The organism is Actinoplanes sp. NPDC048796 (assembly GCF_040650035.1).
In the GTDB taxonomy this organism is placed as follows: Bacteria; Actinomycetota; Actinomycetes; order Mycobacteriales; family Micromonosporaceae; genus Actinoplanes.
This window is the reverse complement of record NZ_JBEZGO010000003.1, coordinates 984,574-999,382: the sequence shown is the minus strand read 5'-3', so window position 1 is coordinate 999,382 and position 14,809 is coordinate 984,574. Positions and strand designations below refer to the sequence as shown.

The 14,809-nt window shown below is 71.3% G+C and carries 13 protein-coding genes; 8 read left to right on the top strand and 5 right to left on the bottom strand.

What is annotated here, in order from left to right; all coding sequences use genetic code 11:
- Nucleotides 1-19 precede the first annotated feature (19 nt).
- Entirely contained in the window at nucleotides 20-472 is a 453-nt protein-coding gene (locus AB0C26_RS18325) for an SCP2 sterol-binding domain-containing protein (RefSeq protein WP_360248152.1), read from the top strand.
- Here AB0C26_RS18325 and purD read toward each other — a convergent pair.
- Nucleotides 469-1,704, bottom strand: a complete 1,236-nt coding sequence (gene purD / locus AB0C26_RS18320; RefSeq protein ID WP_360248150.1) for a phosphoribosylamine--glycine ligase — start codon at nucleotides 1,702-1,704, stop codon at nucleotides 469-471. The genes AB0C26_RS18325 and purD overlap by 4 nt on opposite strands.
- A gap of 119 nt (nucleotides 1,705-1,823) precedes the next feature.
- On the opposite strand from purD, the gene AB0C26_RS18315 reads away from it, so the two are divergent.
- Genes AB0C26_RS18315 through AB0C26_RS18305 form a run of 3 tightly spaced genes read left to right on the top strand, consistent with a single transcriptional unit; the run spans nucleotide 1,824 to nucleotide 6,167 of the window.
- Nucleotides 1,824-3,116: an adenylosuccinate synthase gene (locus AB0C26_RS18315; protein ID WP_360248148.1), complete on the top strand. Its 1,293-nt coding sequence runs from the start codon at nucleotides 1,824-1,826 to the stop codon at nucleotides 3,114-3,116.
- Nucleotide 3,117: 1 nt separating this feature from the next.
- A complete protein-coding gene (locus AB0C26_RS18310) occupies nucleotides 3,118-4,086 on the top strand; it encodes a diacylglycerol kinase family protein (protein ID WP_360248146.1) in 969 nt (322 codons plus the stop codon).
- Nucleotides 4,087-4,145: 59 nt separating this feature from the next.
- Nucleotides 4,146-6,167, top strand: coding sequence for a chromosome partitioning protein (locus AB0C26_RS18305; RefSeq protein ID WP_360248343.1), 2,022 nt, complete (start codon nucleotides 4,146-4,148; stop codon nucleotides 6,165-6,167).
- A 40-nt stretch (nucleotides 6,168-6,207) separates the two neighbouring features.
- On the opposite strand, the gene AB0C26_RS18300 is transcribed toward AB0C26_RS18305, so the two are convergent.
- Nucleotides 6,208-6,630, bottom strand: coding sequence for a DUF3151 domain-containing protein (locus AB0C26_RS18300; RefSeq protein ID WP_360248144.1), 423 nt, complete (start codon nucleotides 6,628-6,630; stop codon nucleotides 6,208-6,210).
- 48 nt (nucleotides 6,631-6,678) lie between these two features.
- Nucleotides 6,679-7,668, bottom strand: coding sequence for an ADP-ribosylglycohydrolase family protein (locus tag AB0C26_RS18295; RefSeq protein WP_360248142.1), 990 nt, complete (start codon nucleotides 7,666-7,668; stop codon nucleotides 6,679-6,681).
- 19 nt (nucleotides 7,669-7,687) lie between these two features.
- Between AB0C26_RS18295 and AB0C26_RS18290 the strand changes: the two genes are divergently transcribed.
- Complete coding sequence (locus AB0C26_RS18290) at nucleotides 7,688-8,905, top strand: hypothetical protein (protein WP_360248140.1); 1,218 nt, start codon at nucleotides 7,688-7,690, stop codon at nucleotides 8,903-8,905.
- Here AB0C26_RS18290 and AB0C26_RS18285 read toward each other — a convergent pair.
- Both AB0C26_RS18285 and fbaA read right to left on the bottom strand, forming a co-directional pair.
- Nucleotides 8,877-9,398, bottom strand: a complete 522-nt coding sequence (locus tag AB0C26_RS18285) for a hypothetical protein (RefSeq protein WP_360248138.1) — start codon at nucleotides 9,396-9,398, stop codon at nucleotides 8,877-8,879. The genes AB0C26_RS18290 and AB0C26_RS18285 overlap by 29 nt on opposite strands.
- Before the next feature lie 102 nt (nucleotides 9,399-9,500).
- On the bottom strand, nucleotides 9,501-10,526 hold the full coding sequence (fbaA, locus tag AB0C26_RS18280; protein ID WP_360248136.1) for a class II fructose-bisphosphate aldolase: 1,026 nt from the start codon (nucleotides 10,524-10,526) through the stop codon (nucleotides 9,501-9,503).
- Between the two features lie 172 nt (nucleotides 10,527-10,698).
- Between fbaA and AB0C26_RS18275 the strand changes: the two genes are divergently transcribed.
- From AB0C26_RS18275 to AB0C26_RS18265, 3 genes are read left to right on the top strand one after another with little or no spacing between them, the layout of a single operon-like run.
- Entirely contained in the window at nucleotides 10,699-10,878 is a 180-nt protein-coding gene (locus AB0C26_RS18275) for a hypothetical protein (RefSeq protein ID WP_360248341.1), read from the top strand.
- Nucleotides 10,879-10,924: 46 nt separating this feature from the next.
- On the top strand, nucleotides 10,925-12,289 hold the full coding sequence (locus tag AB0C26_RS18270) for a 3' terminal RNA ribose 2'-O-methyltransferase Hen1 (RefSeq protein WP_360248134.1): 1,365 nt from the start codon (nucleotides 10,925-10,927) through the stop codon (nucleotides 12,287-12,289).
- On the top strand, nucleotides 12,286-14,775 hold the full coding sequence (locus AB0C26_RS18265; RefSeq protein ID WP_360248132.1) for a polynucleotide kinase-phosphatase: 2,490 nt from the start codon (nucleotides 12,286-12,288) through the stop codon (nucleotides 14,773-14,775). The genes AB0C26_RS18270 and AB0C26_RS18265 overlap by 4 nt, the downstream gene beginning before the upstream one ends.
- Nucleotides 14,776-14,809: the final 34 nt, after the last annotated feature.

Below are 14,809 nucleotides of genomic sequence, written 5' to 3'. Positions count from 1 at the left end.
CATCCCGAAAGGTCCACCGATGACTGATTTCAACCCCGAGTCGCTCGCCTCGATCGGCCCGAAGGAGTTCGCTCAGCTCGTCAAGTCGACGCCGGACTCCAAAATCGCTGAGGTCATGGCGGGCGAGAGCCGCACCAAGATCCTCGATGAGGTCTTCAACCGGATGCCCACGCTGTTCCGCCCGGAAAAGGCCGGCAGCACCTCGGCGGTGATCCACTGGGTCATCACGGGCGGCGCCGGCGGCGCGAGCGACACCTACGAGACGGTGATCGAGAACGGCGCCTGCACGGTCACCAACCAGCCGGCCCGCGACCCGAAGCTGACGATGACCATGGACGCCGTCACGTTCCTCAAAGTCGTCTCGGGCGACGGCAACCCGATGATGCTCTTCATGACCGGCAAGGTGAAGGCCAAGGGCGACCTGGGCCTGGCCGCCAACGTGGCCAAGCTCTTCGACATCCCGAAGGCTTAAATACGCTTCTCGACGGCGCCCAGGGCGATATCGGTCCGATACTGGGCGCCGTCCAGGCGGATGCCGTCGACGAGCGCATAGGCCGCGTCGCGCGCTTCCCGGAGGTCGGCGCCGACCGCGGTCACGCTCAACACCCGGCCACCCGCCGAGATCAGCGCGCCGTCGTCCCGGCGGGCCGTGCCGGCGTGGATCACCCCGGGCACCTCGGCGCCCTCGATGACGTCGCCCGTGCGCGGCGTGGCCGGGTAGTTCTTGCTCGCCACCACGACCGTGATCGCGGCGCCCTCGCGCCAGCGCAGCGGCGGCAACTCGGCCAGCGTGCCGGTCGCGGCCGCGTTGAGCAGGCCGGCCAGCGGCGTCTCCAGCAGCGCGAGCACGACCTGGGTCTCCGGGTCGCCGAAGCGCGCGTTGAACTCGATCACCTTGGGGCCGTCGGGCGTGAGCGCGAGTCCGACGTAGAGCAGACCGGCGAACGGCGTGCCGCGGCGGCGCATCTCGGCCAGCGTCGGCTCGACCGTCTCCCGCAGCACCCGGTCCACGAGATCGTCCGGCGCCCAGTCCAGCGGGGCGTACGCGCCCATGCCCCCGGTGTTGGGTCCCTCGTCGCCGTCACCGAGCCGCTTGAAGTCCTGCGCCGGCATCAGCGGCACCGCGGCCGTGCCGTCGGTGACCACGAAGAGCGAGACCTCGGGACCGGACAGGTACTCCTCGATCACGACGGTGCCGCAGTCGGCCGCGTGCCGCTCCGCGACCTCGCGGTCCTCGGTCACCACGACGCCCTTGCCGGCGGCGAGACCGTCGTTCTTGACGACGTACGGCGAACCGAGCTCGTCGAGCGCACGCGCCACCTCGTCGGCGGTCGTGCAGGCGTACGACCCGGCGGTGGGAACGCCGGCCGCGACCATCACTTCCTTGGCGAACGCCTTCGAGCCCTCGAGCTGGGCCGCCGCCGCGCTCGGGCCGAAACAGGCGATGCCCTTGGCACGGACGGCGTCCGCCACCCCGGCCACCAGCGGCGCCTCGGGGCCGACCACGACCAGGTCGGCGGCCAGCTCGACCGCGAGGGCGGCCACCGCGGCCGGATCGGTCGCCTTGACTTCGTGCAGCTCAGCGACCTGGGCGATGCCCGGGTTACCGGGCGCTGCGGCCAGGAAGTCGACGGACGGGTCGGCGGCGAGGCCGAGGGCGAGGGCATGTTCGCGGCCGCCGGAGCCGATCAGAAGTACGCGCACGGGCGCCGATCCTACCGGCGCTCTCCTTCCCCACGTCGCACAGCGGGGCTGTCGCGTAAACTTCGGCAGTACCCGGACCTCTGCCAGGTACGACCTGTTCTACGGAAGGCGTCACGCAAGTGCCGGTGATCGTGTTGGTCGGAGCCCAATGGGGCGACGAGGGCAAGGGCAAGGCCACTGACCTGCTGGGCGACCGGCTCGACTACGTGGTGAAGTTCAACGGCGGCAACAACGCCGGCCACACCGTGGTGATCGAGGGTGAGAAATACGCCCTTCACCTGCTGCCGAGCGGCATCCTGACGCCGGGCGTGGTCCCGGTGATCGGCAACGGCGTCGTGGTCGACCTGGCCGTCCTGTTCGAGGAGATCGACGGTCTCGAGGCGCGCGGCGTCGACACGTCGCGGTTGCGCATCAGCGCGAACGCGCACGTCATCCCGTCGTACAACCGCTCGATGGACAAGGTCGCCGAGCGTTTCCTGGGCTCGCGCCGCATCGGCACGACCGGTCGCGGCATCGGGCCGACTTACGCGGACAAGATGAACCGCGTCGGCGTCCGCGTGCAGGACCTGTTCGACGAGTCGATCCTGCGGCAGAAGGTGGAGGCCGCGCTCTCCTTCAAGAACCAGGTACTCAGCAAGATCTACAACCGTCAGGCGGTCAAGCCGGACGACGTGGTCAAGGAGCTGCTGTCCTACGTCGACCGTCTCCGGCCGTACGTGGGTGACACCGCGCTCGAGCTCTCCGAGGCGCTCGACAACGGCAAGGTCGTGCTCTGCGAGGCCGGCCAGGCCACGCTGCTCGACGTCGACCACGGCACGTACCCGTTCGTGACCAGCTCGAACGCGACGTCCGGCGGCGCCTGCACCGGCTCCGGCATCCCGCCCACCCGCATCGACCGGGTGGTGGCAGTGCTCAAGGCGTTCACCTCGCGCGTCGGCGAGGGCCCGTTCCCGACCGAGCTGCACGACAAGTTCGGCGACCACCTGCGCGAGGTCGGCCACGAGTACGGCACCACCACCGGCCGCCCGCGCCGCATCGGCTGGCTCGACCTGGTGATGGCCCGCTACGCGCAGCGGATCAACGGCGTCACCGACTTCGTCCTGACCAAATTGGACAATTACGACGACCTGGACGAGATTCCGGTCTGCGTGGCGTACGAGGTCAACGGCGTCCGCCACGACGAGATGCCGATCAGCCAGTCCGACTTCCACCACGCGGTCCCGATCTACGAGACGCTGCCCGGCTGGAAGCAGGACATCTCCGGCTGCCGCACCTTCGCCGACCTGCCCAAGGACGCGCAGCGCTTCGTCGAGTTCGTCGAGGAGCGCATCCGCGCCCGCGTCTCGGTGGTGGGCGTCGGCCCCGGCCGCGAAGAGGTCATCGAGCGTCACTCGGTGCTGAGCGAGGCTTGAGATGTACGACGTCATCCTGCTCAGCCTGGCCGAGGGCTCCCCGGCCGACGCGGGCGCCTGCGGATCCTCCTGCGGCGGCTGCGGCGTCCTGGAGAAGGAAGCGTGCGACACCCCCCGCGTGCCGGTACGCGAGTGCGCCGACGCCCTGAAGGCCGGCGGCGCCCTGGTCGAGATGATCACGGCGCACTCCGACGCCGAGATCGACGAGGTGATCGCCCGCCTCGACGGGCCGACCCGCGCCGACGGCCTGACCTGGCCGGCTTCCAATTCCCGGGTTCGCCTGGTGGTGGCCTCGGCGACCGACGGCCAGCTGCGGGCCGTCGTCCGCCGGCTGGTACGCCGGTACGCGCCGCCGCCGAGCAAGCGACCGGCCGACCTGGCCGCCGACCGCACGGTGCCGGACCTGCCGCCGATCGCGATCCTGCCGCTGGACGTCGCCAACACCACCGACCTGGCGGCACAGCTCGGCCTGCCCCGGGTGCCGTCGGCGGTGGCCGAGGCGGTCCTCTCCGGCCGGACCCGCCGGCTTGACCTGCTGCGCAACGACGGTGGCTCGGTCACGGTGGACGGTGCCCTGGTGGGTGGCGTCGACGACGACGGCCGGGCCCTCCCGTGGCGCGGCCGCGTCGAGGTCGACGACGCGGTCCTCTCCGGCGGTGACGACCCCATCCTGGCCTGCGCGATCGGCAACGGCGCGGGCTACGCCGAGTTCGACGGCCTGCGGCTGCTGGCCGAGGGCAACGCCGAGGACGGCACGGTCGAGGTGGCGGTGGCCGTCCCGATGCTCGTCAAGAAGCGCTTCAAGGGCACGAAGATCCGCATCGAGGTCCGCCGGGCCCGTGGCCGGGCGGTCTCGGTGCTGCCGCGCGACGGCGAGCTCCAGTTCCTCGACGACGGGGTGGCGGGATCGATGAACCGCAAGCGTTCCTGGTGGACGGAGGCCGGGGCCTGGGCGGTGTACGCGGGCTGACCGTCTGTGCGAGTCTGAAAAAGTAGGACGAACCGGGGAGGGTTGCATCCGTGGCATCGGTGGAGGACGAAGGCGCCGACCGCGTCTACGCGCCCCCGGACAGGGACGTGGAGCCGCTGTGGGAGGCGGAGGAGCTGGCGGCCCCGGTACACGGCCGCCCGGTTCCCCACGACACGCCACCGCCCCTGCCCGTGCCTCCCACCGGCGTCTACCGCCCCGGCGACCGGGCGCCGGCGCCACCCCCCGCCCAGCATGGGCAGGGCCCCGTCCCCGTCCAGCGGCCGAACGGCGCCATCCCGATCCCGCCGCAGCCGCCCGCGAGGCCGGACCGCACGCCGATCCCGGCACCGGCTCCTCCGCCCCCTGTATTCGAGGGCGGGGAGTTCGACGAGGAAGAGTCCGGTGTGCATACTTTGCCGGATTCGCCCTGGTCGCAACCGCCGCAGCGGCCCGCGCCCCCGCCGGCCCCCACCGATCCGGCCCGGGCCGCCACGGGTTCGGCTTCCGTGCCGCCGCAGCCCGGACCGCAGGGTGGCGCCGCTCTCCCACCGGGACCACGCGCGGCCACCGCCCCAGCGCAGGCAAATGCCACACCCGCGCCGGGCCCGCATGGCCCCAGCGCTCCAGCGCAGGACTCACATGGCCCCGGCGCCCCGGCGCAGGGCTCACATGGCCCGGGTGCCCCGGCGCAGGGCTCGCATGGCCCCGGCACCCCAGCGCAGGGCTCGCTCAATGCCGGCGCCCCCACGCAAGGCCCTCACAGTGCCGCCTCCGCGGGGCACGGTCCGCCCGTGGCCGTCCCAGCGCAACGACCGCACGGGGCCGCTCCGCTGCAAGAGCCGCACGTGGACGCGCAAAGGCAACGGCCGCACGCGCAAGGACAAGGGCCGCACGCGGACGCGCAAGGGCAACGGCCGCACGCGGACGCGCAAGAGCAACGGCCGCCGGCGGACGCGCGAGGGCACGAGGCGAGGGCGGTGCCGCCGTCTCCGGGGCCCTATCCCCCCAGTGTCGATCCGCGGGCGTTTCCGCAGCAGGCTTATCCGCAGGTGTATCAACCGCATCCGCAGGTGCAGCCGCCGGCGCATCCGCAGGCGCCGAGTCAGCCGCCTGGTGATCCGTTTCAGGATCTGCCGTGGGTTTCCGATGGCACGCCGACCGCTGAGGAGTTCGCCCGGCGCCGGCTCGCGAAACCGCCCGACCCGATCGCCAAGGTGGGCGTCCGGGGGGCGGTCAACAACATCACCGGTGGGCTGGCCAAGCTGTCGCCGGGGCGGCGCGAGATCGAGCGCAAGCAGGACGTCGAGATGGTCCGGCGCAACTTCGGCGGGCTGCGCCAGGTCACCGTGGTCAACCCCAAGGGCGGCGCCGGCAAGACGGTCGCCGTCCTGCTGCTCGCGATGACCTTCGGGCAGAAGCGCGGCGGCTACGTGCTGGCCTGGGACAACAACGAGACCCAGGGCACCCTGGGCATGCGGGCCCAGCAGGACTTCCACGCCCGTACGGTCCGCGACATGATGCGCGACCTGCACCTGTTCCGCGGGGCGCACGGCCGCGTCGGCGACCTGTCGCAGTACGTCCGCGCGCAGGGTGAGGGCATGTTCGACGTGCTCGCCTCGGACGAGTCGGCCACGGCCGGCGAGATGCTGACGGCGGACGCCTTCGCCGAGATCCGCGAGATCGTCAGCCGGTTCTACAAACTGATCTTCGTGGACACCGGCAACAACGTTCGCGCCCAGAACTGGCAGGCCGCCATGGACGCGACCGACCAGCTGGTGATCACGATGTCGGCCCGTAACGACTCGGCCGAGACCGCCGCCCGCATGCTCGACCACTTGGAGCAGAGCGGCCGCCAGCGCCTCGTCCGCCAGGCGATCAGCGTCGTGTCGATGCCGCCCACCCGCAAGGACATCGACCTGCCGGCGATCCAGCGCCACTTCGCCGCCCGTACGCGGGCGGTGCTGCTGGCCCCGTACGAGAAACTGATCGACTCCGGCGAGCCCCTTCGCTACGGCCAGCTCTCCGGCAACACCCGGGACGCCTGGCTCAAAATCGCCGCCGCCGTGGCCGAAGGCCTCTGACCGGCCACCGAAGGGCGACCGGTCAGAGCGTCAGATCAGGTCAGGACAGGGCGTCGGCCGCGGCCGGGTCGCTGTCGCGGAGGAACTGGGCGCAGCGGGCGGCCTCGTCGGCCTCACCGATCTCGGCGGCGGCGATGGACAGGCTGTGCAGGCAGCGCAGGAAGCCCTGGTTGGGAGCGTGCGACCACGGGACCGGGCCGTGGCCCTTCCAGCCGTTGCGGCGCAGCGCGTCCAGGCCGCGGTGGTATCCGGTGCGGGCATAGGCGTACGCGGTGACCGGTTCGCCGTCGGCCAGCGCGTCGGCGGCCAGGGCGGCCCAGCCTCCGCTGTACGCCGGGTGGGCGGCGGCCACGGCCTTGTACGCGTCGGCGGTGCCGCGCTCGGCGGCCTCGGCCAGGGCCTTGTCGGCCTCTTCGTCGGCGGGCAGCAGGGTGGCCGGCGGCTCGGGAAGGAGGTTCTGCATGCCCTTATTCAACCGGTCCGACCCGTCCCCATTCCGGGCACCCCGATTTCAGTCCCAGGCCGCGGCCAATCGGGTCAGCCGATCCGCGTACTCGATCCGGTCTTCCCACCCGGCCGGCCACGCGGCCATGCCGAGCGCCGCCCCGGCGAAGGCGCCGGCCAGGCAGGCGATGGAGTCGGAGTCGCCGGACGAGGCCGCGCCCCGGCCGAGCACGGCCACCGGCTCCTCGGGCGAGATCAGGTAGCAGTACAGGGCCGTGGCCAGCGCTTCCTCGGCGATCCAGCCCTCGCCGGTGGCCAGGCACGGGTCGCCGGCGAAGTTGCCGGCGGCCAGCGCGACGGCGACCCGGTCGAGCGCGGCGGCCGTCTCGTCCCAGCCGTGGGCGATGAACTCCTCGGGCGATCCGATTCCCGGCTGCCGCCAGAGGTCGCCGAGCCATTGGTCGCGGTAGGTCTTCCGCTGGCTGTCGCACCGATCGCGGAGCGCGCCGAGCAGGTCGCCGGGCGCCATGCCGTCGGCCAGCCACCTCACCGCGTACGCGGTCAATTCGCTCGCCGTCAGTCCCGTGGGGTGGCCGTGGGTGAGCCCGGCCTGAAGCTGAGCGGCACCGGCCCGTTGATCATCGGTCAGGTTCGGAACCAGGCCGACCGGCGTGACCCGCATGTTCGCCCCGCAGCCCTTCGACCCGGCCTGGGTCGCCTGCTGCCAGGGCCCACCCGCCTCCAGTGCCGCACACGCGCGCAGGCAGGTCATCCCGGGCGCGCGGTTGTTGTCGGGGCTGACCGCCCAGGCCAGGAACGCCCGCCGCAGCTCCGGCTCGAGCGCCGCCGGGGTGAGGGCCGGCGCCGCGAGGATCGCCTCGCCGACCGCGAGGCCCATCTGGGTGTCGTCGGTGACCAGCGCCGGGTCCCCGGTCAGCTCCCGGGGCCCGCTCACCCCGTACGCCGCGATAATCGTCTGGTAGTCCTGGAATTCGGTCGGTTTGCCGAGCGCGTCACCGTACGCCAGGCCGAAGAGCGATCCCGCTGCGTTTCGCACGGTGGCTACCCTACGGGGCATGGTCGGCGATCCCCTTCAGCCCGTCTTCGGCGGCGACGTTCCCTTCGACGCCACAGTCAACGAGATCGAGTCGCGGGCCGAGCTCGACGTCCATCTGGCCAAGAAGTCCCTGGCCGGCCTCGTGATCCTCGGGTTGCGCCTCGATCTGGACCCGCCCGACCTCAGCGACGTCGAGGTGACCGGCGCGCTGTTCATCGGCTGCCGTCTGGCCGGCGACGACGTCGAGATCGATCTGATCCGGCGCGGCGCCCACCTGATTCCGCCGTTCGACGCGCGGCCCTATCCGACCCATCCGGCCAACCTCTACACGCCCGAGGATCTCTCGTTCGGCTTCGCCGAGGGCGGCTTCGCCGGGATGTACGACACGCAGGTGTACGACCATTTCGTCACGCACGGCGGCGCGTCCCCGGACATCCGGGAGGCGATCGCGCAGCGGTTGCACGACGCCGGCATCGACAACGCGCTGGGCAAGGCGCTCGCCGCCTGGGTGCACGGCCGCGGCGTCGAGGGCGCGGTCGGGATCATGGGCGGGCACGCCGCGCCGCGCGGCTCGCAGGCCTACCGGATGGCGGCCACGCTGGCCTGGCGGCTGGCGTCGCTGGGCCGGCTGGTGGTGACCGGCGGCGGGCCGGGCGTGATGGAGGCGGCGAACCTGGGCGCGTACTTCGCCGCTCGCCCCGCACCCCAGCTCATGCAGGCGATCGACCTGTTGTCGGCCGCGCCGCACTTCGCCGACCACGACCCGTACACGGCGGCCGCCCTGGCCGTGCGGAAGAGGTTCCCGGCGCCGCCGAAGGCGGTGGCCGACGTGGCCGGCCGGCTCCGGCACGGCGGCCTGGCCCTGCCCACCTGGCTGTACGGTCATGAGCCGGCGAACCTTTTCGCCGGTCAGATCGGCAAGTACTTCTCGAACGCCGTCCGCGAGGACTCGATCCTGCGGCTCTCCCGGGGCGGCATCGTCTTCGCGCCGGGCTGGGCGGGCACGGTCCAGGAGATCTTCCAGGCGGCGACGAAGACCTTCTATCAGACCGACGGCCCGTCGGGCGCGTTCGTCTTCCTCGGCGTCGACCACTGGCGTGAGCTGCCGGTCGAGGCGCTGCTGCGCCCGCTGCTGGCGAAGAGCCCGCACGGCGACCAGTCGCACCTGGTCGTGGTCACCGATTCGCTGGACGTGGCGATGAAGGCGCTCACGCCACGTGCACACGCCGCCAGTTAGTCACCGGAAGATCCTTTTCCGGTACGTCGGTGAGGCCGTTCTCGTCCATGGCGTTGTAGACCGCGAGCCGGGCGTCCTCGAAGAGGAATTCGACGGCGTGCAGCACCCGGGGCCGCCACTCGGCGGTGGTGATCAGCTCGATGATGTTCACCGAGCGCAGGCGCTGTCCCCGGGCCGCGCGCAGGGCCGCGTGCGGGTCGGGACGCCAGTCGAAGTGCTCGTACCAGTCGATCGGCTGGTTCAGATCGATCTGATCCCAGGTGATCGCGCACTCGTCGAATTTACGATGGGTTATCTCGACTCTTGTCACTCCAAAGTCGAGGATGACCGGGCCGTCCGCGAACCAGCCGCGCTCGGCGATGTCCCACATCAGCCAGCTTGATCGCAGTTTCTTGCCGATGAGCCGCACAAATCTGGTCCGGTGAACGGCCGCCAGGGCCTCGGCGTCATGGTGCCACGTGGGCTCGTAGCCCTGGATCCCAAGCACGATCATGATCCACCTCCGGGGGGACGACGATCGTATACATACCTCTCAGTAACCTGCCAGGAAGAGAAACAGCCGGCCCCCTAACGAGGACCGGCTGTCATCTTTCGATTACTTCGAGAGAGTGGTGCCCACCGAGCGCAGGTGCTCGCACGCCTCGACGACGCGCTTCGCGAGGCCGTTCTCGGCCAGCTTGCCCCAGGCGCGCGGGTCGTACGCCTTCTTGTTGCCGACCTCGCCGTCGATCTTCAGAACGCCGTCGTAGTTCTTGAACACGTGGTCGACCACGGGCCGCGTGAACGCGTACTGCGTGTCGGTGTCGATGTTCATCTTGACCACGCCGTAGTCCAGGGCGCCGTGGATCTCCGACAGCAGCGAGCCCGAACCGCCGTGGAAGACCAGGTCGAACGGCTTCTCCTTGCCGTACTTGGCACCGACCGCGTCCTGGATCTCCTTGAGGATCTCGGGGCGCAGCTTGACGTTGCCCGGCTTGTAGACGCCGTGCACGTTGCCGAAGGTCAGGGCCGTCATGTAACGGCCCTTCTCGCCCAGGCCCAGGGCGGCGGCGGTGGCCAGGCCGTCCTCGACGGTCGAGTAGAGCTTGTCGTCGATCGCGGCCGAGACGCCGTCCTCCTCGCCACCGACCACGCCGACCTCGATCTCGAGGATGATGTGCGCGGCCGCGGCGTCCTTGAGGAGCTCCTCGGCGATCTGCAGGTTCTCGTCGACCGGCACGGCCGAGCCGTCCCACATGTGCGACTGGAAGAGCGGGGCCTGCCCGTTGGCGACGCGCTCCTTGCTGAGGGCCAGCAGCGGGCGCACGTACTTGTCGAGCTTGTCCTTGGGGCAGTGGTCGGTGTGCAGCGCGATGTTGACCGGGTAGTTCTTGGCCACCTCGGTGGCGAACTCGGCCAGGGCCACGGCACCGGTGATCATGTTCTTGACCGTCGGGCCCGACACGTACTCGGCGCCACCGGTGGAGATCTGGATGATGCCGTCGCTGCCCGCCTCGGCGAAGCCCTGGAGGGCCGCGTTCAGGGTCTGCGAGGACGTCACGTTGATCGCCGGGTAGGCGAACGCGCCCGCCTTGGCGCGGTCCAGCATCTCGGCGTAGACCTCGGGAGAAGCGATGGGCATCGGTGCGCTCCTTGCTCTTTGCGTTCGGGAGACAGAGGGCAGGACCGCGCTGTCCTCCAACAGGCAGTATTCCGTAGCCGCTCACCCGATCAGAAATGACCCCGTAAACGCGCCGTTTGCGCGCATGCTGTGGGGGAAAGATGGGCCGGATGTCGACGGAGGGAAGCTCGTGATGACGTACCCAGGCAGCGACGACCTCGAAGCGCCCGAGGCTGACGCCGCGGAGCAGGCGGCCGACGCCTTCCTCGACGACGACGGCGACGACCCGGCGCCGGCTCTGGGCGACGAGACGCCCGAGTGGGACGCCCAGGAGCAGAGCCGGTCGGTACGGCTGGAGGACGAGTACCGCTGAATTAATGGTTCGCCCGTGATCATCTCGGCGGCTCATCATTACTGGCGTGCTGCTGACCGTCACGACCACTCATCGCCCCGCCACCGATCTCGGATATCTGCTGGTCAAACACCCTGACAAGGTGCATACGTTCGACGTGCCGACCGGTACCGCGTACGTCATGTATCCCGAGGTGAGCGACGAGCGGTGCACGGCCGCGCTGATGCTGGACGTCGACCCGCAGCGGCTGCGGGCTCAGCGGGACGCCTTCGAGCTGAGCCAGTTCGTCAACGACCGGCCGTACGCGGCCTCCAGCCTGCTGGCCAGCGCCCTGTCCAAGGTCTTCCGCTCCGCCCTGCGCGGCGCGTCCAAGGACCGTCCCGAGCTGGCCGCCACTCCCCTGCCGCTGGAGATCCGGGTGCCGGTGCTGCGGGGCACAACCGAGCTGGCCACGCGCCTGTTCGCGCCGCTCGGCTGGGAGGTCGAGGCCACCGCGATCCCGTTCGAGCCGGAGATCGGCGGCGACAGCCGCTACGTCGATCTCGCCCTGCGCGGGTCGCTCACGCTTTCCGCGGCTCTCAATCATCTGTACGTCCTGTTGCCCGTCCTCGACGACGCCAAGCACTACTGGGTGGCGCCCGACGAGATCGAGAAGCTGCTGCGCTCCGGCGAGGGCTGGCTCGCCGGCCATCCGGACAAGGTGCTGATCGCCCGCCGCTACCTGGCCCACAAGCGGGCGCTGACCACGACCGCGCTCCAGTCGCTCGAGGGCGAGGAGGCCGAGGAGCCGCCGGCCGAGGAGGAGGCCGAGCTTCCGGTCGTACGCCGTCAGTCGCTGGCCGAGCAGCGCCGCGACGCCGTGCTGGCGGCGCTCACCGAGGTCGGCGCGACGCGCGTACTGGACCTCGGTTGTGGCGGTGGCGCACTGCTGGGGGCCCTGATGAAGGACCGGCGGTACACCGAGGTCGTCGGCACCGACGTGTCGGCCCGGGCGCTGGAGATCGCCGCCCGCAAGCTGCGCCTCGACCGCCTGCCCGAGCGGCAGCGGGGCCGGCTCAAGCTGTGGCAGTCGGCGCTGACCTACCGGGACGACCGGCTGCGCGGCTACGACGCGGCCGTACTGATGGAGGTCATCGAACATCTCGACCTGCCCCGGCTGCCGGCCCTGGAGGCGAGCGTGTTCGGTCACGCGCGTCCCGGCGCCGTCGTCGTGACCACGCCCAACGGCGAGTACAACGTCAATTACGAGGGGCTGACCGGCATGCGGCACTCGGACCATCGCTTCGAGTGGACGCGGGCCGAGTTCCAGGGCTGGGCGACACGGACAGCGCACACATATGGATACAACGTGACATTCAGGACAGTCGGCGAACTCGACGAAGCTACCGGATCGCCCACCCAGCTCGCTCTTTTCACGGAGGTGACCGCATGATCGACATTCCGGAGCTCGCGCTCGTCGCGCTGGTCGGCATCTCCGGCTCGGGCAAATCGACCTTCGCGCGTACGCACTTCCGCCCCACCCAGGTGCTCTCGTCCGACTTCTTCCGCGGCCTGGTGGCCGACGACGAGAACGACCAGTCCGCCTCGGCCGAGGCCTTCGACGCCCTGCACTACATCGCCGGCAAGCGGCTGACCGCCGGGCGGCTCACCGTCGTCGACGCCACCAACCTCCAGCCGCACGGCCGGGCCGAGTTGGTCCGCGTGGCCAAGGAACACGACGTGCTGCCGGTGGCGATCGTCCTCGACGTGCCCGAGGCGCTGGCCTGGGAACGCACCCAGGCCCGCCCGGACCGTACCTTCGACCGTCGCGTCCTCAGCCGCATGCACCGCGACCTGCGACGCAGCCTCGGCTCGCTGACCCGCGAGGGCTTCCGCAAGGTGCACGTGCTGCGCGGCCCGGACGAGATCGCCGCCGCCTCGATCCGCTACGAGAAGCTGTTCAACGACAAGCGCGAGCTCACCGGGCCGTTCGACATCATCGGCGACGTGCACGGCTGCCGCTCCGAGCTCGAGACGCTGCTCGAACGGCTCGGCTACGCCCTGACCCGCGACGCCCAGGGCCGGCCGGTCGGCGCGGCCCACCCCGAGGGCCGTACGGCCGTCTTCGTCGGTGACCTGGTCGACCGCGGCCCCGACTCGCCGGGCGTGCTGCGCCTGGTGATGGGCATGGTCGCGGCCGGCACGGCGCTCTGCGTGCCCGGCAACCACGAGCAGAAACTCGCCCGCAAGCTCAACGGCCGCCAGGTCCAGCTGACACACGGCCTGCCCGAGACACTCGAGCAGCTGTCGGCCGAGCCGGCGGAGTTCGTGGCCGAGGCCAAGACGTTCATCGAGGGCCTGGTCAGCCACTACGTGCTCGACGGCGGCAAGCTGGTGGTCGCGCACGCCGGCCTCAAGGAGGCGTACCAGGGCCGCGCGTCCGGGCGGGTGCGCAGCTTCGCGCTGTACGGGGAAACCACCGGCGAGACCGACGAGTACGGGCTGCCGGTCCGGTACCCGTGGGCCCGCGACTACCGGGGCTCGGCCGCGGTCGTCTACGGGCACACCCCGACACCGAAACCGGAGTGGGTGAACAACACCATCTGCCTCGACACCGGCTGCGTGTTCGGCGGGGCGCTGACCGCGCTGCGCTGGCCGTCGCGCGAACTCGTCGCGGTGCCGGCCGAGCGGGAGCACTACGCGCCCGTACGCCCGCTGCTCCCGGCGACCCGGCCCGACGAAGGGCTGGAGATCACCGACGTGACCGGACGGCGACACCTCGAATACGGGTACGGGCGAGCCACCATCGCCGCCGAGAACGCGGCCGCCGCGCTCGAGGTGATGAGCCGGTTCGCGCTCGACCCGGCCACGCTGATCTGGCTGCCGCCGACCATGGCGCCGTGCTCGACGTCGGAGCTCGACGGATATCTGGAACATCCGGCCACCGCCTTCGCCGACATGCGCGCCGCCGGCGTGGACAAGGTCGTGTGCGAGGAGAAGCACATGGGCTCCCGCGCGGTCGTCCGCGTGTCCCGGCTCGGCGACGGCGACGCCATCTGGACCCGGACCGGGCGGCCGTTCTTCGGCCCCGAGCTGGACGGGCCGCTGCTGGCCAAGGTCCGGGCCGCGGCGGCCGGCCTCTTCGACGAGCTCGGCCGCGACTGGCTGCTGATCGACGCGGAACTGCTGCCGTGGTCGGCGAAGGCGGCCGGCCTGATCCGGGAGCGGTACGCGGGGGTCGGAGCGGCGGGACGGGCCGCCCTGCCGGCCGCACTGGACGTGCTCGCCGGGACGGCGGCACGCGGACTGGACGTGACGGCGCTGCGCGAGCGGCTGGAACTGCGATCGGCGGAGATCAGCGGATATTCGGCGGCCTACCGCTCATACGTGAAGCCGACCGACGGCCTCACCGGGGTGACGCTGGCGCCGTTCGCGGTGCTGGCCGGCGACGGCGTCTCGTACGCGAGTCGTGACCACGGCTGGCACCTGGGCCTCGCCGACCGGTTGGTGGCGGCCGACCCGGCCCTGTTCACCCCGACCCGCCGGGTCGCCGTCGACCTGGCCGACCCGGCGTCCGAGGCCGAGGCCACCGAGTGGTGGCTGGCGCTGACCGCCGCCGGGGGCGAGGGCATGGTGGTCAAGCCGTGGTCGGGCCTGACCGCCACCGAGGCGAAAGGACGGCTGGTCCAGCCCGGCGTGAAATGCCGCGGCCGCGAGTACCTGCGCATCATCTACGGCCCGGAGTACACCCGGCCCGAGCAGCTCGCCCGCCTGCGCCGCCGCAACCTGGGACGCAAGCGCAACCTGGCCCTGCGCGAGCACGGCCTCGGCCTGGCCGCCCTCGACCGGGTCGCGGCCGGCGAGCCGCTGTGGCGCGTCCACGAGCTGGTCTTCGCCATCCTCGCCTCGGAGTCGGAGCCCGTCGACCCGCGGCTGTGACCGGCGCCGCCCTGCTCACCTGGCCATTCGGGCG